The sequence below is a fragment of the Pelotomaculum schinkii genome, from assembly GCF_004369205.1.
In the GTDB taxonomy this organism is placed as follows: Bacteria; Bacillota; Desulfotomaculia; order Desulfotomaculales; family Pelotomaculaceae; genus Pelotomaculum_C; species Pelotomaculum_C schinkii.
Genome location: NZ_QFGA01000003.1, coordinates 536,983 through 556,119, shown reverse-complemented (window position 1 = coordinate 556,119; position 19,137 = coordinate 536,983). Strand labels below are relative to the sequence as shown.

General features: G+C 49.4%; 17 protein-coding genes. 8 read left to right on the top strand and 9 right to left on the bottom strand.

Annotated features, from left to right (window positions below):
• Positions 1-12: 12 nt before the first annotated feature.
• From Psch_RS18925 to Psch_RS18915, 4 genes are all read right to left on the bottom strand, one after another.
• Positions 13-657: a coenzyme F420-0:L-glutamate ligase gene (locus Psch_RS18925; protein ID WP_134219307.1), complete on the bottom strand. Its 645-nt coding sequence runs from the start codon at positions 655-657 to the stop codon at positions 13-15.
• A complete protein-coding gene (locus Psch_RS18920; protein ID WP_190259317.1) occupies positions 658-1,581 on the bottom strand; it encodes an N-acetylmuramoyl-L-alanine amidase family protein in 924 nt (307 codons plus the stop codon).
• Between the two features lie 359 nt (positions 1,582-1,940).
• Complete coding sequence (locus Psch_RS21495; RefSeq protein ID WP_282432485.1) at positions 1,941-2,063, bottom strand: hypothetical protein; 123 nt, start codon at positions 2,061-2,063, stop codon at positions 1,941-1,943.
• Positions 2,064-2,086: 23 nt separating this feature from the next.
• Positions 2,087-2,347, bottom strand: a complete 261-nt coding sequence (locus Psch_RS18915; protein ID WP_134219309.1) for an alpha/beta-type small acid-soluble spore protein — start codon at positions 2,345-2,347, stop codon at positions 2,087-2,089.
• Positions 2,348-2,550: 203 nt separating this feature from the next.
• Here Psch_RS18915 and Psch_RS18910 point away from each other — a divergent pair, with 203 nt between their 5' ends.
• A complete protein-coding gene (locus Psch_RS18910; protein ID WP_190259316.1) occupies positions 2,551-3,351 on the top strand; it encodes an MBL fold metallo-hydrolase in 801 nt (266 codons plus the stop codon).
• Positions 3,352-3,386: 35 nt separating this feature from the next.
• Here Psch_RS18910 and Psch_RS18905 read toward each other — a convergent pair whose 3' ends face one another.
• The 5 genes from Psch_RS18905 to Psch_RS18885 form a co-directional block, all read right to left on the bottom strand.
• Complete coding sequence (locus tag Psch_RS18905; RefSeq protein ID WP_134219311.1) at positions 3,387-5,120, bottom strand: NADH-dependent [FeFe] hydrogenase, group A6; 1,734 nt, start codon at positions 5,118-5,120, stop codon at positions 3,387-3,389.
• A 68-nt stretch (positions 5,121-5,188) separates the two neighbouring features.
• Positions 5,189-6,835, bottom strand: coding sequence for an NADH-quinone oxidoreductase subunit NuoF (nuoF, locus tag Psch_RS18900; RefSeq protein ID WP_345789106.1), 1,647 nt, complete (start codon positions 6,833-6,835; stop codon positions 5,189-5,191).
• Between the two features lie 187 nt (positions 6,836-7,022).
• Positions 7,023-7,511: an NADH-quinone oxidoreductase subunit NuoE family protein gene (locus Psch_RS18895; protein ID WP_134219312.1), complete on the bottom strand. Its 489-nt coding sequence runs from the start codon at positions 7,509-7,511 to the stop codon at positions 7,023-7,025.
• Positions 7,512-8,455: 944 nt separating this feature from the next.
• The gene (locus tag Psch_RS18890) at positions 8,456-9,697 is read right to left on the bottom strand and encodes a BaiN/RdsA family NAD(P)/FAD-dependent oxidoreductase (protein ID WP_190259315.1); all 1,242 of its coding nucleotides are present in this window, start codon (positions 9,695-9,697) and stop codon (positions 8,456-8,458) included.
• A gap of 102 nt (positions 9,698-9,799) precedes the next feature.
• Positions 9,800-11,401 carry an NAD(P)/FAD-dependent oxidoreductase gene (locus Psch_RS18885; protein WP_190259314.1) on the bottom strand — a complete coding sequence of 534 codons (1,602 nt, stop codon included), beginning with the start codon at positions 11,399-11,401 and terminating at the stop codon, positions 9,800-9,802.
• Between the two features lie 179 nt (positions 11,402-11,580).
• Between Psch_RS18885 and Psch_RS18880 the strand changes: the two genes are divergently transcribed.
• The 7 genes from Psch_RS18880 (at position 11,581) to Psch_RS20990 (ending at position 19,124) form a co-directional block, all read left to right on the top strand.
• Positions 11,581-12,066 (top strand): cell wall hydrolase, encoded by a 486-nt coding sequence (locus tag Psch_RS18880; RefSeq protein ID WP_134219315.1) that lies wholly within the window; start codon positions 11,581-11,583, stop codon positions 12,064-12,066.
• Between the two features lie 164 nt (positions 12,067-12,230).
• Positions 12,231-14,333: a DEAD/DEAH box helicase gene (locus Psch_RS21275; RefSeq protein WP_243124218.1), complete on the top strand. Its 2,103-nt coding sequence runs from the start codon at positions 12,231-12,233 to the stop codon at positions 14,331-14,333.
• 5 nt (positions 14,334-14,338) lie between these two features.
• Positions 14,339-15,880, top strand: a complete 1,542-nt coding sequence (locus tag Psch_RS18870; RefSeq protein ID WP_345789103.1) for a DEAD/DEAH box helicase — start codon at positions 14,339-14,341, stop codon at positions 15,878-15,880.
• Between the two features lie 173 nt (positions 15,881-16,053).
• Positions 16,054-17,115 (top strand): hypothetical protein, encoded by a 1,062-nt coding sequence (locus Psch_RS18865; RefSeq protein ID WP_134219317.1) that lies wholly within the window; start codon positions 16,054-16,056, stop codon positions 17,113-17,115.
• Positions 17,116-17,507: 392 nt separating this feature from the next.
• A complete protein-coding gene (locus tag Psch_RS18860; RefSeq protein WP_134219318.1) occupies positions 17,508-17,834 on the top strand; it encodes a DUF362 domain-containing protein in 327 nt (108 codons plus the stop codon).
• A gap of 295 nt (positions 17,835-18,129) precedes the next feature.
• Positions 18,130-18,492 carry a NifB/NifX family molybdenum-iron cluster-binding protein gene (locus tag Psch_RS18855; RefSeq protein WP_134219319.1) on the top strand — a complete coding sequence of 121 codons (363 nt, stop codon included), beginning with the start codon at positions 18,130-18,132 and terminating at the stop codon, positions 18,490-18,492.
• 59 nt (positions 18,493-18,551) lie between these two features.
• On the top strand, positions 18,552-19,124 hold the full coding sequence (locus Psch_RS20990) for a DUF5320 domain-containing protein (RefSeq protein WP_205079639.1): 573 nt from the start codon (positions 18,552-18,554) through the stop codon (positions 19,122-19,124).
• Positions 19,125-19,137 lie beyond the last annotated feature (13 nt).

Below are 19,137 nucleotides of genomic sequence, written 5' to 3'. Positions count from 1 at the left end.
AAGTCTAATGGTTCATCTATCCATATTTTCTTCTGACACCAGAACCACGATTGGCGTCTGCTGGTCATCGTTCCCATGCGGGTTGTCCTTAAGGTAGCTGCTGAGCATCTTCCGGTCAACCCTATCTGTTGCCGCCAGAATGTCAACTTTCCCAATATCGTTCACATCTGCAATAACCGCCTCAGCGCCGGTGGCTGCTTTAATCCTGTCCACTACCCCTTGCGGATCCCTGGGACCCATCACGATATGCCGGTCAAAGGGCCACATGGTGCCGGCAAAATCGTCAATTTGGGCCAGCTGACGCCCCGCAACGCGGTAGAAATCGCCTCTTCGCCCAATCAACCGGCCCAGCCCGGCAGCCGCCACACCCAGTAAGAAGCGCCCGGTACCTGCCTCCTGTATGGCCACCTGCATGGAGTGCGGGGCGGCCAGGCTCCCTTCTTTACCTGGAAAACGGCACATAAAATGCGCCAGCAACCCCGGTTTTACCGTCTCGTGCAGAATGGCCCGGCCCTGGCTGATAGCTACCACACTCTCTGCCACAACGATAATATCACCGGGCGCCGCTATTTCCCCGGTGTATTTTAGAACTACGTCTACGATATCGTCTTTTTCGGTTATAATATGAGTCCTGATGGATATCCTGCCGGCTATCATTCAACTCACCTTCAAATCAGACTGCCTGACGGCAAAGTAATTTCTAATCCCGTTAAAAATACCCTCGGCAGCCCGCTTCTGGATGGTCAAGCCCCGTAAAAAAACCTCCTCCACGATGTTGGTGATAGTCACTACCTCCACCATGACCGCAGGAAGGTCCAAGGGTAGGACCGGCTCCCGCTCCTCTGCAACACCCCTGTCCGCAACCTTAATCTTCTTGACCAGTTCCTCCTGCACATAGGTTGCTAAAATTTTACTATCAATACTTCCGGCCGGGTACTTCGTGGCGGAGCCGGACACCCTGCCATCTGCACAAGCGTGCGTATGAAGAGAGATATAAATATCAGCCCTTTCCAGCCGGGCCTTCTCAAGCCTTTCCTTGGTCGAGATGTTTTCGTCCCCGCTCCTGGTAAGGACTGCTTTTGCTCCCGCCCGCTTAAATATTTTTTGCAGGTTGGCTGCTATCGGCATTACAACATCTTTTTCCATCAGGCTGACGGGCCCCCTGCCGCCTGTGTCTTTGCCCCCGTGAGCAGGGTCAATTATTATTGTTTTACCGCTGAACAGTTTGGTCAGGTAAAAACGGTCAAGGGTGATTTCCAACCTGAACGGGAATACCTCCAGAGCAGCCAGCTTAACCTCGGCCGGCTGGTCCAGAAATAATTCTACAGATGTAGAATCTGAATTCTCCTGTTTTAACCATACCTCGCGTACAAGGCCATCGTTAATCGATATCTTTCCCTCGGGCATATTGAGAATAGCACCCGTGCACCTGAGCATGATTACTTTATCGTCCACACGGACAAGAGAATAATCAAAAGGTTTGGTAGACTCGATAAACAGCTTGGAAAGCCACTCACTTTTTTCCCCGTCTGCAACTTTTGACCATAAGTTGGTAATCCTCGGCGACTTCCGGTAAGACAAAAAAAGGCTCCCTCCTTGCTTGAGTTTGGAACCATACAAACCTGCAAAGCTAAAACAAGGACCCTCATTTTTCATGAGTCCCCAAGGGATAATATTCTTTAATAAAAAGATTTCTCCTGCATTCTCATTTCGTTCTGAAAAAAAAGTCTAAGCCTTGTAGTAATTGGCTAAACATAGCTAAATTTAAGCCCTTGCGGTAAATATATCAAAAAAGAAAACCGGGTAGTGACCCGGTTTTCTGCTAGGATAAAGCATTCATTAATATCCATTTGAAGGTACTTTGACCCTTGGTATTTACCTGAAAACGACGTTTAAGTCGCCTAAATATGTAGGTGCGAATTTATCCGCACAGAAGTTAATTAGCCACACAAGTCCGGCGCTAGTACGCCTTGTGCCATTTCAATCGCACCTACATCGCTGGTGTTTTCATAATACGTGGCGCCGCTGGCGGCGCGGACAACTACCAACGTCTCACGTCTCACGTCTCACGTCCCACGTCCCACCTCTATTTCGTTCCCTCAAGCTGATTGCGGTAGTTAAAAGCCAAAACTGCCTGGGCAAAGTTAACCATCCGTTTGGTCATATTACCCCCTACTTTTCCATTATTACGAGAAGAAAGCTCCCCCTTATCAATTTTATCGTAGTCAGGGATACCCAGTTCAGCTGCCAATTCAACTTTAAATTGATTAAGAGCCGGCTCAATGTACTGCTGCAGGTCTTTGGCAATGAGATCCTTATTTTCAATTAATACCAGCTTATTGGTCAAAACAACCGCTGCCTCCTTTTTATAGGATAAGAACTATCATTATAACCATATCTTTTTTTTAATATGCCCTCATATGTTAAAAATATTTTTAAATATTACTGCAACAATTGCAAAATTATGGTATTGATTATAAATCTGCAATTTGGCAGGAAACCTCACTCTACCTGTCTAAGTTAACCAGAGAAAACAACTGGAGGTCAACCATGAGATTTTGCACCCTTTCTTCCTGCAGCTATGCCAATTGCGTCGTGGTGCAGGATCAACACACCTGTATATTAATTGACTGCGGCCTCAGGAAAAGGGACACCAGGCCTTATTTGGCGGCAGCGGGGCTATCACCGGGTGATGTAGACGCAATCATTCTAACCCACCGGCATATTGACCACGTCTATGGCCTCAACTATTTTCTAAAAGAAAAAAACGTCCCCATCTATTCGACCATCCGGGTGTTGCATGAACTTAACCAGAGTATGCACTTCACTGCCCCTCCGCGGCTGAATATTCTCAGCGAGTGCTCCGGACAGAGAATAGGCACGTTGGGGGTGATCCCTTTCCGTCTATCGCATGATGTTGAAACAATCGGTTTTATCATTCATGGTGATGGCGAAAGACTGGGATTTATAACGGACACCGGATTCGTACCGGAAAGCTGCCTTAATGCCTTCCGTGATCTGGATTACCTGTACATAGAGTCAAATCACGACCTGGATATGTATAAGCGCTCAGCCAAGCCTGGCTATGTGATCAGGCGCAACCTCGGCTTAACCGGCCACCTGTCCAACGAGCAATGCGGGCGGGCCCTCCAGGCTATGCGGCGACAAAACTATAAATTGGTGGTTTTGGGTCATCTCAGCGAAGAAGACAATGAACCCCGCCTGGCTCTTGACTGTGCCATGAAGAACCTGCCGCAGGGTACTCCCCTGGCTAGCGCCCCCTCACGTGAACCCGGCTTGTGGTCTGATAATCTAATCCAATTGATTAAAGAAAAATCCCCACCTGAGTAACCACCAGGTGGGGATTTTTATTAAACCGTTTTAGTTTAGCACTCTTCCTTCGGGTAATTGCTTCTTGGCGTGTAGTGGGTGTGCAACAGTTCATGGGACTTGTGGCCCAGCGGTTTTTCCAGGAACTCAGCATAGAGCTCTTGAACAGCCGGGTTTTCATGAGACTTACGCAGTACCATACGCTCGTCCTCGGTATAGGTAGCGTCAATCCGCTTGAGGCGAATTTCGGTGTTGGTCGGGATGGGTGACCCGCCCCCGCCGATACAGCCGCCGGGACAGCACATAACTTCGATGAAGTGGTAGTTTGCCTCGCCCGCACGGATCTTGTCCAGCACCTTGCGCGCGTTGCCAAGGCCGTTGGTTATAGCTACACTTACAGGAAGGTCGCCGACTTGCACTGTGGCTTCCTTGACCCCGTCAATACCGCGGCAGGCCGTAAAGTTGATGTCCTCAAGCTCCTTGCCGGTAACTACCTCGTAGACGGTACGCAGAGCGGCTTCCATCACGCCGCCGGAAGCGCCGAAGATTTCGCCGGCGCCGGTGGAGATACCCAGCGGAGCGTCGTACTCTTCTTCGGGCAGGTTGGTCATATCTAAGCCGGCCTGCTTGAACATGCGGCCCAGTTCGCGTGTGGTAAGCACCACGTCGACATCCTGGTAGCCGCTGCTGTTCATTTCAGGCCGCTGGCACTCGTACTTCTTGGCGGTGCAGGGCATAATCGAGACACAGACGATATCCTTCGGGTCAATGCCCTCTTTCTGGGCGTAGTAGGTCTTGACCAGCGGGCCGAACATCTGCTGCGGTGACTTGCAGGTGGAAAGGTGCGGCAGCAGGTCGGGATAGAAGTGTTCAATGAACTTGATCCAGCCGGGGCTGCAGGAGGTGATCATGGGCAGGACGCCGCCATTGGTTACACGCTGAAGCAGCTCGTTGCCTTCCTCCAGGATGGTCAGGTCCGCGGTGAAGTCGGTATCGAAGACCTTGTCAAAGCCGAGGCTGCGCAACCCCGCAACCATTTGCCCGGTCGCGATGGTACCCGGCGCGGCGCCGATGGTTTCACCAATCTGCACCCGGGTGGCCGGAGCAGTCTGGACCACAACGTGCTTTGTGGGATCGGCCAGGGCCGCCCATACCTTGTCGGTATCGTCCCGTTCCACGATGGCGCCGGTGGGACAGACCAGCGAGCACTGGCCGCACTGGACGCATTCCATGTTGGCCAACCTCTCGTTAAAGGCCGGGGCGACCAGGCTGTCAAAGCCCCTGTTCTCGGCGGTAAGAGCCTGCACCGATTGAATGTTGGTGCAGACTGAAATGCAACGGCGGCAGAGGATACACTTGCGCGGGTCGCGTATAATGGCAGGACTGGAGTCATCGATCGGGTAGTCTGTTTTGGCGCCCTCAAAACGGATCTCGCTCAAGCCATATTCCTCTGCCAGCTTTTGCAGTTCGCAATTTCCGTTGCGCCGGCAGGTGAGACACTCCATGGGGTGATCGGACAGGATCAGTTCGAGCACCAGCTTGCGGGCTTTGATCAATTCCGGGGTATGGGTGTTAACAACCATCCCTTCAGCAACCGGAGCCACGCAGGATGGTATAAACGTCCTGGCGCCTTTCACGTCTACCAGGCAGATCCGGCATGCGCCGATCACATTGATATCTTTCAGATAACAAAGAGTCGGGATATTGATTCCCACTGATTTAGCGGCCTCAAGGATGGTTGTCCCCTCTTCCACCGCTACTTTCCGGTTATCAATTGTCAAATTTATCATTTTCTCATTTTCCCTCCAAACTCCCGTATTTGACTAATTTTCATTTTCAAAAGCTGCGGGAGCGGCTTTTATTCCTCGAATTCGCACACCTTGGCAGCGCACTTGTGTTCCTTGATATGAGCTTCGTATTCATCCCTGAAGTACTTGATGGTGCTCAAAACGGGGTTGGGCGCGGTTTGGCCGAGGCCGCAGAGCGCGGTCTTCTGAATGGTCGTGCCCAACTCCAGCAGGAGTTCGATGTCGCCTTCTTTGCCTTTGCCCGTCGTAATGCGCTCCAGGATTTCCAGCATCCGTTTGGTGCCGATCCGGCAGGGAGAACATTTACCGCAGGACTCGTCCACAATAAAGTCCATAAAGAACTTGGCGATATCCACCATGCAGGTATCTTCGTCCATGACAATCATTCCGCCTGAACCCATCATGGCGCCCAGCGCTGTAAGGGATTCAAAGTCAATCGGGGTGTCCAGTTGTCCGGCCGGGATGCAGCCGCCGGACGGGCCGCCGGTTTGGACGGCTTTAAATGCCTTCTTGCGGGGAATGCCGCCGCCGATATCATAGACGATTTCTCTTAAAGTGGTGCCCATCGGGACTTCCACGATACCTGTATTGTTGATCCTGCCCGCCAGGGCGAATACCTTGGTTCCCTTGCTCCCCTGCGTGCCGATGGAGGAATACCAGTCAGCGCCCTTGAGGATGATTTCAGCGACGTTAGCCCAGGTTTCAACGTTATTCAGCACAGTTGGTTTAGCCCAAACACCTTCGTTGGCCGGGAATGGCGGCCTGGGTCTGGGTTCACCGCGCTTGCCCATAATGGAGGTCAAAAGAGCCGTTTCTTCGCCGCACACAAAGGCGCCGGCGCCGATCCGGATTTCGATGTCAAAATTAAAGCCGGTGCCAAAAATATCCTTTCCAAGCAGGCCGTATTCACGGGCCTTGTCGATGGCATAGCTGAGTCTTTCAATGGCCAGCGGGTATTCAGCCCGCACGTAGACATAGCCCTGCTCGGCGCCAATGGCGCGGCCGCAGATAGCCATGCCCTCGATAACGCTGTGGGGATCCCCCTCCAGAACGGACCTGTCCATAAATGCGCCCGGGTCGCCTTCGTCACCGTTGCATACCACGTATTTGGGTGTGCCTTTCGAATTAGCACAAAAGCTCCATTTCATGCCTGTATTGAATCCAGCGCCGCCACGGCCGCGGAGCCCTGCTTTCTTAACCTCTTCGATGACTTCAGCAGGAGTCATTTTGGTAAGCGCTTTGCCTAGAGCGGCATAGCCGTCATTGGCGATGTAGTCCTCAATAGAAGTTGGATCTATATAAAAGTTGTTACGCAGAACTATCTTCTGCTGCTTTGCAAAAAGATCGATGTCATCAACTTTCGGGGTTGGTTCTTTTGCTCCGGGAGTCCTGTACAACAAGCGCTGGACGAGGTTTCCCTTCATGATGTGCTCTTCAACAATGGCATCAGCGTCTTTTGGCTTCAGCCTGCGGTAAAAAGTTGCCTCGGGGTACACAATTGCTACGGGACCCATATCGCACGGACCCATGCAGCCGGTAAGCACAATCTGGACCTGGTCTGCAATGCCGTTCTTTTCGAGGGACGCCTTCATGGCTTCCACCACATCTTGACATTTCGAAGAAATGCAGCCGGCGCCGCCGCACATCATCACGTGAGCTTTCTCAGTCGCCGACGGAACACCTTCACGAATTTTCAGGGCTTCCCGCCTGCTTTCTCTAACCTTTGCAAGTTCTTCCAAAGACTTCACTTAATCACACCTCCGATTTAAATCCTCCAGCCATTCTTAAACTATCCCTTCAGACCCCGACAATTAATTTCGGCAAGCCCATTACTATGGATGTAAAGTTTATTCTTAGTCCATAGGTGTGGAATACTAAATCAGTTTATGCGTACTGCTCCAGTATTTCGGGGATTTGCTCGGGCTCCAAGCGGCCGTGCACATCTTTGCCGTCGATAATCATGGCCGGAGCCAATCCGCAGGCGCCAATGCAACGCACAACTTCAACGGTAAACCGGCTGTCGGGAGTCGTTTGTCCCTCTTTAATACCAAGGGTATCTTTTAGTGCTTTAAGGACCTTTTTGGTTCCCTTAACATAGCAGGCTGTACCCGCGCAAACGGCGATTTTATGCCGGCCCCTGGGGATCAGGGAGAAGAAGGCATAAAAAGTAACCACCCCGTAAACTTCTTGAAGTGATACTCCCAATCCCTTGGCGATTCTGGTCTGTACCCACAGCGGAAGATATCCTATGAGATTTTGGGCCTTGGTCAGGACCTGGATAAGTCCACTGGGTTGACCCCTGTACTCATCAATAATCTTTTCCAATTGTTTAGTCAGTTCGTCTTCGCCGCAACCACATGAACATGCAACCACGAGTCTGTACCTCCCTTGCTTTAAGTGCTTAACAGCACTTCACAGCTTATTTTAGCGATCTTAAAAAAGTGTGTTCCTAAATCCTACTTCTTTTAAAGAACCATAAAAATCCACCCGATCTGGTTATTAATTTCAGGCTTTTCAGGGACATTGCATTTTATTGAGCAATATGATTGGTTTCCAAGCTTACGGGCTTTTTACCCCTTGATTTGGATCATAGAACTGTTTTAGAGAAAAGAAATGCAGGGTTAATGTTCCCTGTTTCCCAAGCATCTAACCTGCACATAACTAATGGTTGTCATTTTTGCAATAAAAAAAGATAATAAAGCCCGTTACTCAAGTCCACTCTTCAGCCTGAGACCTATTACCTCCTTTCGTTTGCTATTTTTTAACCAAACATTACCTAAGTTATCAAAGGACAAGCACTGGCAGCTGTTACTTTGATGAATTATATGGCATCTCCTGTAATTGTCCGCACGGTAGTTAATTAACACATGATCCTAGCACTATTATAGCATATAGTAGTCTTTATTAAAATAGATGTTTTTTCAAAAATATTATCGAATGGAATATAAAAAATATTATAGCATAATTGATACAAAAAGCAATTGTTTGTTCGATATTGCACGAAAGTTTTTATCGCCATTATTTGCCGAAAAACGTAGATTTTAATCAAATTATACCAACGTCCTTTATGTCGATATGCAGATAAATCAGCATTTCTCATAAATAGGAATTAATAATAAATCTTAATTATCAAAAGTCGCAAACTAAAAATCTTGTTAGTAACTGTTATACAACAATTCGTATATCCTGCGAATACGGACAAATAATGTACATTTTTTCACAAAGACGCCGCCACCCGCACACGCTTTATTTTACTACCCCCTTTAAGCCAATCACTCATAATAACATGACGATTCGACTAGATCATCCAGCTTTCATCAAGCGCCTGCCGCGCTTTCCCCTGCAATAAAGCCAGATGACCATGCCCACTGTAAATTGTAGCCGCCGCAATCACCGTCTATGTCCAGGACTTCCCCTGCAAAATACAGTGTCGGCACAATCCTTGACTCCAAGGTTTTGCTGTTAATAGCATTAACGTCCACACCACCGGCGGTAACCTGAGCGGCAGGCCAGGAAGTCGTCCCGGTAACAGGAAAGCGCCAGTCTAAAAGAATATGTGCAATCTTTTTCAGCTCCGAGGCAGTAACCTTCCCGGCTGCCTTATTCAGGTCCACACCAGCCTCTTTGAGTATTACCGGCGACAACTGTTTGTTTATGAAACCCACAAAACTGAAAGCCAGGGTTTTCCCGGGATTATTACTGAAGCGCTCAGCAAGCAACTCTTCCAGTTCCCCGCCAGTGAAGGAGTCCAGTAAAACCAGCTTTAACCAGGGGCTTTGATTTTTCTTTAGACACTCCCCTGCCTTGCGGCTAAGAGTCAAAATAGGAGGACCGGAAATACCGTACTCGGTAAAGAGGATCTCCCCGCTGGCAGCCTGCAGGCTCTGGTTCTCTAATACTACTTCAGCGGTTCCTTCAAATTTAATACCTTTAATCTGCTTGAGATAACCCGAGGACAATTTTAACTGGACCAGGGCCGGAAATGGTTCGACTATACTGTGGCCCAGGCTTAACGCCAGGGCATACCCACTGCCCGTCGAACCAAAATGTGGCGCAGCTTTACCACCTGTAGCAATAATTACCCGGTCAGCCTGAAATTCCCCCCCGTTCTTAAGAGCAAGGGTAAAACCGATCTTATTGTGAGCAATACCCGCAACCTCCGCCCCGCAATGGACATTAACACCTATCCTTTCCAATTCATAACGAAGCACGTCTAAAACACTGGAAGCCTGCAAGGAGAATGGAAATACTTTGCCTTCTTCCTTCACTTTGTGCGCCACTCCCAGCCTTGCAAAAAAGTCAAGGGTCTGCTCTACACCAAATTGGGAAAGGACAGAGAAAGCGAACCTGGGATTGCTGCCATGGTAGTTGGCCATGCTGGTGGTGATATTGGTGAGGTTGCACCTTCCGTTACCGGTGGCAAGGATTTTCTTGCCAATCCGCTGGTTGCTTTCCAGAATGGTAACAATCGCCCCTTTGCGGCGGGCGGCTATAGCTGCTGTAATTCCCGCCGCTCCTCCCCCAATCACTGCTACTTTGTATGGAGGACTACCCGGCATAAAATTCTCTCCTTTTATATATGTCTATCGCAATGGTGAAAGTCATAACCGGTTCTCGAAAAGCCTTTGGGGTAGTGGTCTTGGGGTTATCCTCTAGTATCATTATCGTACTGATGGCGACGCATACTTGGAGGCAATGGCTTCCGCGGCCTTAATACCGTCTACAGCCGCTGAGACAATCCCGCCAGCGTGACCGGCTCCTTCCCCAGCCGGATACAGACCTCTTAGTGAGGCTTCCATAAATTCATTGCGGACGATCCTTACCGGAGAGGAGGACCTGGTCTCCACAGCGGTCATGACAGCATCCGGCAGGGCAAAACCCTTAAGCTTTTTATCCAGCTCAGGTATTGCCATCTTCATCGTCTCTACCACAAAGTCCGGCAGGCATTCGTTGAGGGCCGCCGGCTGCACTCCTTTGCGGTAGGACGGCTCTACCTGACCGAGCCTGGTGGAAGGCCTGTTCTCCAGAAAGTCTCCTACCAGCTGTACCGGCGCCTTGTAATCACTTCCGCCCAGGATATACGCCTTTCTCTCCAGTTTCCTTTGAAAAGCTACTCCAGCCAGTGGATGGCTGCTGCCAAAATCAGCAGGCTCCACCCCTACCAGCAGGGCGCTGTTGGCGTTTTCGCCACTGCGGGAGTATGCGCTCATCCCGTTGGTTACGACACCCTCCTCTTCAGAACTGGCAGCCACCACCACTCCACCCGGACACATGCAAAAAGTATAGGCAGACCTGCCGTTTGCAGTGTGATATGCCAGTTTGTAGTCAGCCGGGCCGAGTTTGGGGTGACCGGCAAATTTTTTATACTGGACAGCGTCGATCAACTTTTGGGGATGCTCAATTCTAACCCCGACTGAAAAAGGTTTTGGTATCATGGTTACACCCGCCTGATACAGCATTTCAAAGGTATCCCTGGCGCTATGCCCGGGCGCGAGCACCACAACCTCCGCAGCCAGCCGTTCAGTCCCGTTAATTATTATACCCTGCACATGGTTATCTTTTGTGATTAAATCAGTAACTTTGCAGTTAAAGCGGACCTCTCCACCCAGGCTGATAATTCTTTCACGGATTTTTTTAACCACTGACCGGAGCCGGTCCGTACCGACATGAGGTTTGGCTGCGTACATGATTTCTTCCGGCGCGCCTGCCATGGTCATATCAGACAGGACTTTGCGGCACCGCCTGTCCCTGATTAAGGTTGTCAGTTTGCCGTCGGAAAAGGTCCCGGCCCCTCCCTCACCAAACTGTACGTTGCACTCGGGGTCAAGTAGTCCATGCTCCCAGAATTTCCTGACCGCTTCCGCCCTGGTATCGACATCCGCCCCTCTTTCCATGACAACAGGCCCGTATCCCATTTCAGCCAGGATTACCCCGGCAAAAAGCCCCGCAGGGCCGGTCCCGATAATCACCGGCCGGTGCTGCAAAGGCTGTGAACCGGTTTGTACATACTTGTACTCCAGATCAGGAGCAATAGTAATATCCTTGTTTTTGAATTTCTTTAAGCAACTATCTTCTTGTTTTAATTCAACATCTACAGTATAAACAAAGTTAATTGTATCATGTTTCCTGGCATCAATAGATTGTTTAAAGATTTTGTATCCTACTAAATCCTTTTCACCTATTTTAAGCTTCTTTATTAAGGAGTTTTTTAAGTTTGAAGCATCCTGGTCTATGGATAATTTCACACCATATACCCTTATCATTTTTTATCACCACTATTTAATATTGTCCGTATAATTTCCCATAACTCTGTAATAATGAGCTAATTTTATATTGTATTATTTTTTATATAATATATCATAAAAATCTGTTAATACCAACTTTTAAATCTATTTCTATAAATTGTTTGTTTAAAAATAATTTTAATGAGTAAAATAAAAACATGAATATTAAAAAAATCGCTGTCTACTTTGCCGTCGGTCTCTCGGTTTTGAGCCTTAAGCCCGCCGTACCAAGTGAAGCGATTGAGCCAGCGCCAGCGAAACCATTCGTCTCCGTATCCAGAGGTCTTTGCCTGAGCAGGGAGGAATTCTACCTGCTGGCCAGATTAATCCATGCCGAAGCCAGAGGTGAACCGTTGGAAGGACAGGTAGCAGTTGGGGCTGTGGTTTTCAACCGGCTCAAGGATCCCCGGTTTCCCAAAACGATAACCGGAGTTATATATGAAGATTACCAGTTTACCCCCGTCCTGGACGGTACTATTGAACTCACTCCCGATGCGCAAGCTTTTTTGGCAGCGGAACTGGCCCTAAACGGGTTGGATCCCGCCAACGGCAGCATCTTTTTCTATAATCCGGACCAATCTGAGAGCAGGTGGCTTGACGGGCTGCCGTCTTCATTGAAAATAGGCAAGCATATCTTTTGCTAAAATAACCCTTCTCCGTCACAGGAGGAGGGTTATTTAGGATTTAAGTTGAAGAAGCTATATCAACTTGATTTTGTTGCTTTTTACAAAATTATTTGTTAATATTGACAGTTATGTGCTAGACTACAAGTGATATGCAAATGTTGAAGCTAGAGGTGTTTCCTGACTTGGCAAGCAACAAAACAAAACAAGCTATAACAGAAGTAACCAATCTTCTCAAAGATGGAGTACCCCTTCCTTTGGAAATCCTATATTCCCGCTGCAATTGTAATTCTGACGCATTAGCCGGCGCGCTTTCCTCTCTAATAGAAAAAGAGGAAATCCGGATCGGCCGGGCCAAATCAGGAGGTAGTTGGTTTATTGGTGAAAACGTCCTGGCGCCCCCTGCCAGAGGAGAAACCTGGCACACCGGAAGGGGACAAATGCGTAAAGTCCTGCCTAAATTACTTAAAGTTATTAGAAAATATACCCCTCCTGAAGAGGCGGCTCCAACCGACAACGAAACCAGCGCTCAGCTTGATTCCGTCCGCAAAGTGCTTGAAGACGGGCAGCCCCGGTCCAAGGCTGATATAATCGCCGCAACCGGACTGGAAAACCTTGACTCTCTGGTCTGGCGCTACTTTCCCCAACTGCCTGACGGTCGTTTTACCATGCCCGACAGTGACGGCGCCTGGGATTTTCTCCTTACATACCTCCATGAGAAACCCCGACGCCTCTCTGATTTGCTCCGCCAGTTTCGCCGACACAAAAAAATTGTTGAAAGAATCGCAGCTGAAAATGATCAGACTCCTTTGGTGCGGCTGCCCCAATCACTTATTACCACCGTGAATAGCCCGGCAGGACGCGATGAGCTGACCCGTCGCGCGAAAATTAAAGCCTGCCGGGATATGCTCGAGACACTGCCGACACCCTTTTTTGACCCGCGGGAAGCCGGGCTGGGCATGAAAGAATTTGCGGCCTTAGCCGACAGCTACTCTCTCACCGTATCCTTTGAAAATAACAAATACTGGTGCTTGCGCCGGGAATTTCCGGGTGATGTTCTGGTGGAACAGCTTGGGGAAATCAGCGGCAGGTATTTCGCGCCTCCTTATACCACCAGCGCTCCTTCCTTCCTCAGGGAACATTCCCTGGGGGAAAAGGAAGCCGCAGCAGTCCTCGGCGTGGATGAAGACACCCTGTCTTTTTTAATCAAAACAGGGCAATTAGATTCCTTTACTCTGGATGAAAGGACACGCCTGTGGCATTCGGATGTACAGGAGTTAAAAAGGGACGTGTCCAGGCTGCGTGTACTGACCAAACAACATGAAAAATTGAAGATCTCCCAGGCCGCCGCTTTTCTGGGAATCAGCACGGGTCAAGTCAGGCGGCTGATCCAGGAAGGAAGGCTGACCACCGTATCTAACAAGGAAGCTTCCGGATCTGATACCGGATTGCTGCTGCGCAGGGACCTTGAAGCGCTTCGCCAGGCGCTGCCTGCCCTTACTCTCAGTGGGGGACAGCCTCACGAGCGTGGTCAGGGGGAAATTGGCTCCCGGGGCGAAGAACGCTTAAGACCCAAGAAAAAACCGCTCCGCAAGGAGCAAGGACAGGCGCCTGTGGAAGACCTGGTCCTGGATGATTTTCAAATTGAGGCAGCTGAAGCCCTTCAGGCAGGGCTATCGGTAATCGTATCAGCGCCTACCGGTAACGGCAAAACGCTGGTTGCCGAAATGCTGGCGCGCGACGTAATGACCGCCGGACTTGGCATGATTTACACTTCCCCCCTTAAAGCCCTTTCCAACCAGAAGTACCGTGATTTCAAGAAACTGTTTGGAGAGGAGCAAGTCGGGCTTGTCACCGGCGACGTCAGCATCAATCCTGGAGCGCCGATGCTGATTATGACCACAGAGATATTTCGCAACTGGTGCTTAAGTGAGCCCGCTCAGTTGGAGAAAATTTCTTACGTGGTATTTGACGAGATCCACTACCTTGACGATGCGGAGCGCGGCACAACCTGGGAAGAAAGCATATTGTTCGCTCCCCCCCATGTGAAAATTTTAGGTCTTTCCGCAACAGTCCCCAACGCGGACGAAATGGCAGATTGGATTAGCTCGGTTAGAGGCGGCAATGTCGTGGTCATCATGGAAAAAAAACGGCGCGTACCTCTTTCTACTCAATGGATCCTGCCCAACGGCCGGATTGTCGGAGAAAAAGAAGCCCGCAGTGAACTTGAGGAGTTGGTCGAATACCTCAAAGCACTGCGGAACAAGAAACGCTGGCTCGAGGAGTGAAACAGGTGGAACTGACAGAAGTCTCCTGCAGTGAAATTGTTGAAGCAATTCAGGATAAATTGCCGGTCCTTTTCTTTGTATTCAGCAGAGGGAGGACTGAGGTTTTGGCGCAGGACCTGGGACGCGACTGGGACTTTTTAAATGCCCGGGAAAAAAAAGAAGTCGGCGGCAAAATCAAGGAGGCAGAGGCTGAGCAACCGGGCGCTTTCAGCGGGCCGGGCTGGAGAAGCCTGCGCCGCCTGCTCCTGCAGGGCATCGCCTATCACCACGCCGGACTGCTGCCGCCGGTCAAGTACCTGGTGGAAAACCTTTATGCCAGCCGTCTGCTCTGGGTGGTCTTCTGCACTGAAACCTTTGCCGCGGGTGTAAACTTCCCTGCCGCCAGCGCCGTCTTCGACTCGACCAGAAAGTGGGACGGACATGACTTCCGCATTCTGCAAAACAGGGAGTTTTTTCAGATGGCCGGGCGGGCGGGGCGGCGAGGCTTTGACCGGATCGGCCACGCCTTCATTCGTGTCGACAGCCGCTTCCCGGAGCAAACCGGCTTCTTTGATGATAAGGCTATAGAACCCGTTTCCGGCAGGCTGGTGATCTCACCCAATACAGTACTGAGCCTGTTGAGGTATAAGACCGACGAAGAAATCGACCGGTTTTTAAACGAAAACTTTAAAATGTATCAATTAAAAAAGAGACAAGGCCTCCTGAAAGAGGAAATAGAGGCCTTGACCGGGCGAATCTCCGAAATTGAAGCCGGGTTATGTTCCGAAAACGGAACGCTGACCTGTCCTGTTGAGCGGGCCAGGGCCCGTAAACAATTAAAGCGCTTACGCTGGAAAAATAAAAACAGGGAAAAAGACTTGCTGCAAAAGCAGATCGCGCTTGCCACACCTAAAAAGTGCTTTAACTCAAAAAAATGCATGGCCCTGTCAGAGAGATTGAGAGAGGTCCAAACCTACTACCAAACACTTAGGCAGGAATATGCTGCAATCACCCAACAGGTAGAATCCGTGTTCACCGAATACAGGGAAGTACGTGATCTTTTAGAAAAACTTGGTTATGTTAAGGGCAGGGAGTTTTTTGCACGCGGCATTTTTGCCCTGGAACTGCATGTACAGGAAATACTGGTAACCGAAATAGCCTTCTCCGGCCTGCTTGAAGATAGTGAACCGGCAGATGCTGCGGCAATTCTCGCCGGCATTGAATTTATCCCCGGCAAGAACACCCGGACTGACATTCTGGATCTTCCCGCTTTGCAACAGACCTACCTGATCAGGCACGAGCTCCTAAAGATGGGCGTACCGGAGAGATTCTGCATTTGGTCCAACCTGCCCGGTTCCCTTGCCTACGCCTGGTACAATGGCGCCACCTTTACGGAGTTAATGGAGATGTCTTCCCTGCAACCAGGAGATATATTCTCAATCTTCCGGCGGGAGATAGACCTTTTGCGACAGATTGAGCGCGCGGCTGCCGGGAACACAGCTCTTATTGAAAGAGCGCAGGCTATCCGGGGACAGCTTGACCGTGATGAGATCGCCCTCAGCTTTTAAAAAAAATTACTTATATCACAACCCCGGTCCTGCGGGGTTTTTTCGAGGTCCTATTTCAATCGCAAACGATACGTTAGCGCCAGGACTTGTTGCTGCTAGTGTTGCATTTATGCGAATGAATTCGCACCACAATTTTGGGGTAGAATTAAATATCTTATACGAAAGGGATCGCCTTGAAAAACTCAATTTGGGTGTACCGGCTGTTTGACATAGCGGAAGAAATCAGGCTGGAGCAGGTAGAAAAAATCCTTGCCCAAAGACAGGCCGCACGGATGAGGCTCTCTCGGATCAGGCCCAAGTCCATCCAGTTTAAAAACCCCCCCATCGCGGTGGAACTGGGGGAAGACACGGTGGCAGCCGGCGGCCGCAGTCTTAATGTATCATTTACCGGTAAGGTTTATGACCTGGGTGTTATCGCCATCATTATGCGTATTCCCCTGCTGGAAGGCGCCGCTTATCAGAACGCAGTGGAACTGGCCACCATCCTTTACAATGACGAAGGCATTGAAACAGTGTTCATTCAGCAACTTGACAAAATGAGAAAAATTCTTGCGGAGGCCTTGGTTAAGGAAGTATACAGCGGTTTTGTAGAGGACTTCACCGTATATTATTTCCGGGAGTGGGATCAGAACTGGGATCCTATTCCGCTATTGCTTGCCGAACAGGAACCGGTGAGCGAACAGGTGCGGCGGGAAACCTTGCGCAATTCTTTTTCTTATACCCCTGATGACCACACCATTATAACCTGGGACTCTGCCCTGGTTTACGACCCCAGCGGCAGCGCCGATATCCCCGATCTTCTTGAATTTGCCAACTCCCAGCTGTTGGAGTTAAGGTATTACGACAGCTTGCTAACAGGAGAGCTGTCCACAATGTACGACGCCATAGAAGAGGCGGAAAGGGTCGGCAGCTTCCGTCGCCTGGGTCACTACCGGCGCATCATGAACCAGCTGATGGAGTTAATCGCCGACATCACCGAGATAACCGAGCGGATAGACAACTCTTTGAAAGTTACCGAGGACGTGTTTTATGCCCGTATTTACGGGACGGCCCTGTCCATCCTGCGTACCAGAAGCTGGGCTGAAAGCATCGACAGGAAAATTAACATTATCAACCAGACCTATACCATGCTCAGCAACCGTACCGTCAACCAGCGCTCGGAGGTACTGGAACTCGTCATTATCCTTCTGATCCTGTTGGAGTTAATCCTGGGTATTATTCAGGCTCTAACATAACCCGTATTTCGTAAATACGGGTTATTAAAACCGCTCTAAAAAACAGTCCCCTTCCAGATTTCTTTCTAATTATTATTGACATACGTTCATCAGGGTGAGTATAATTATTATGAAATTATGCTCATAATAATGTGCGCGTTAACAAGCGAAATTGTTACCAAATCGGTCATTAGCTCATATCCAATACTCTGTTGTTGACATGCTTCAACTGGCTAGCCCGCATTCATGTTACCCTATTGATGAGAGTACCCTGGAACAAAGCACCAATGTCAAAAGGCCAATTCGATAGGAAGTGTAATTTTTTTTAGCTATATACTATAGTCTATAATAGTACTTTATATATTACTATGATTATTAAAAAATTCAAAAAAATGAAAGGAGGTAATTATGCTATGTATGTTATTACGAGTAAATGTGTTAAATGTGGTACTTGTTCGAAAGGCTGTCCAATTACACCCGGCTGTGACGGACATACATGCAGAATTCAATGTGGCACTGGTTTGGTTTGCCCGGCAGGGGCGATCATCGAGGGTGAAACGCAATATATAATTACGGACAGATGTATCGATTGCGGTAGATGCGCTGCATTTTGCCCGTATGGAGCAATCCAGCCGGTCCTGTCTCCCACAACGGAGGCAGATAACAATTTTATGGAAAACGAACTGCAAAATGAACTGGAGAATGAACTGCCAATAAAGAAACTGGCTGTAAATACATAAAAATGCTGTTCTCCAATCTTAACAACCGGGGGTTTTAAATCAGCCCCAGTTTTTGTATGCGCCCAAGATGGGTGAGCTATGTAAAATAATTGTAGCCTTCCATTCAGCAACATTCTTTACAAAAAAACAACCGGGTCTTAAAATACCCTGGTTGTTTTTTTCTGCAAGTAGTAAAATATTTTCATTTATTATTGACATATGCTCATTACGATCAGTATAATTATTATGAAACCATGTTCATAATAATACAAAAAAATGCTAATAATCAAGGGAAAAACCAGAAAGGGTGACAATCTTGAAAATTGCCGTTACATCTCAAGGGAAAACACTGGAAAGCAAGGTCGACCCCCGGTTTGGACGTGCTGGTTGGTTTGTGGTAATTGATACAAATACCGGTGATTATAAGGCTGTGAGTAACGAGCAAAACCTTAACGCAAACCAGGGCGCCGGTATCCAAGCCGCAGAGCAGGTTAGCCGCCAGGAGGTAAGCGCTCTTATTACCGGAAACTGCGGCCCGAAAGCTTTCCGGACTCTGATGGCCGCTGGCATTAAGGTTTACTATGGAACTGACGGCACAGTTGCAGAAGTGCTGGAACAGTTTAAGAAGGGTAAATTAAGTAAGGCGTCAGATGCAAATGTAGACAGCCACTGGGTATAAGAGTCAGGGACAGCCCATTAGTAAAGCATGGAAAGGAGGTACCAATATGCCCAGAGGAGATGGAACCGGCCCGGACGGCAGGGGCCCGGCCGGCGGCAGGCGTAGAGGCCCATGTAGGACCGGTCAAGGACAGGGGCAAGGTCAGGGTCAACGGCAAGGTCAGGGTCAACGGCAAGGTCAGGGTCAAGGTTCAGGCGGCGCGCAGGGGCAGGGAAGAGGTCAAGGAAGAGGCCGGGGACCCCGTCAAAGCTGATATTTCAAACCACATGCATTTAAAATCAAAAATAAGGAGGCTTACAGCTATGCCAGGATTTAACGGAATGGGCCCGCAAGCCGCCGGACCGATGACTGGATGGGGACGCGGCTACTGCATAGGCTACCTTCATCAAGATAGTGAAACTGATCGAAGGACGGGTATGGGCCGCAGGCGGGGCTGGAGGAATTGTTACTACGCCACCGGACTACCCCGCTGGGCCAGGTGGACTCAGGGCAGGACCCTTGCCGGAGCGGTGTACGCTCCAACAGAAAAGAGTGAAGCGAGTCTGGAGGACCTAAGAGAGCAGGTCGGTTATCTGGAAAAAGCTCTCGAGCAAGCAAAAAAGCAGATTCAGGAACTAGAAAAACAAGTGTGAACCGGGTCACACG

Excerpts from the sequence above, each read along its gene's own strand:
- Psch_RS18925 (WP_134219307.1), bottom strand. The coding sequence starts at position 657 with ATGATAGCCGGCAGGATATCCATCAGGACTCATATTATAACCGAAAAA.
- Psch_RS18910 (WP_190259316.1), top strand. The coding sequence starts at position 2,551 with ATGAGATTTTGCACCCTTTCTTCCTGCAGCTATGCCAATTGCGTCGTG.
- Psch_RS18905 (WP_134219311.1), bottom strand. The coding sequence starts at position 5,120 with ATGATAAATTTGACAATTGATAACCGGAAAGTAGCGGTGGAAGAGGGG.
- Psch_RS18890 (WP_190259315.1), bottom strand. The coding sequence starts at position 9,697 with ATGCCGGGTAGTCCTCCATACAAAGTAGCAGTGATTGGGGGAGGAGCG.
- Psch_RS18885 (WP_190259314.1), bottom strand. The coding sequence starts at position 11,401 with ATGATAAGGGTATATGGTGTGAAATTATCCATAGACCAGGATGCTTCA.
- Psch_RS18880 (WP_134219315.1), top strand. The coding sequence starts at position 11,581 with ATGAATATTAAAAAAATCGCTGTCTACTTTGCCGTCGGTCTCTCGGTT.
- Psch_RS18860 (WP_134219318.1), top strand. The coding sequence starts at position 17,508 with ATGTATGTTATTACGAGTAAATGTGTTAAATGTGGTACTTGTTCGAAA.
- Psch_RS20990 (WP_205079639.1), top strand. The coding sequence starts at position 18,552 with ATGGAACCGGCCCGGACGGCAGGGGCCCGGCCGGCGGCAGGCGTAGAG.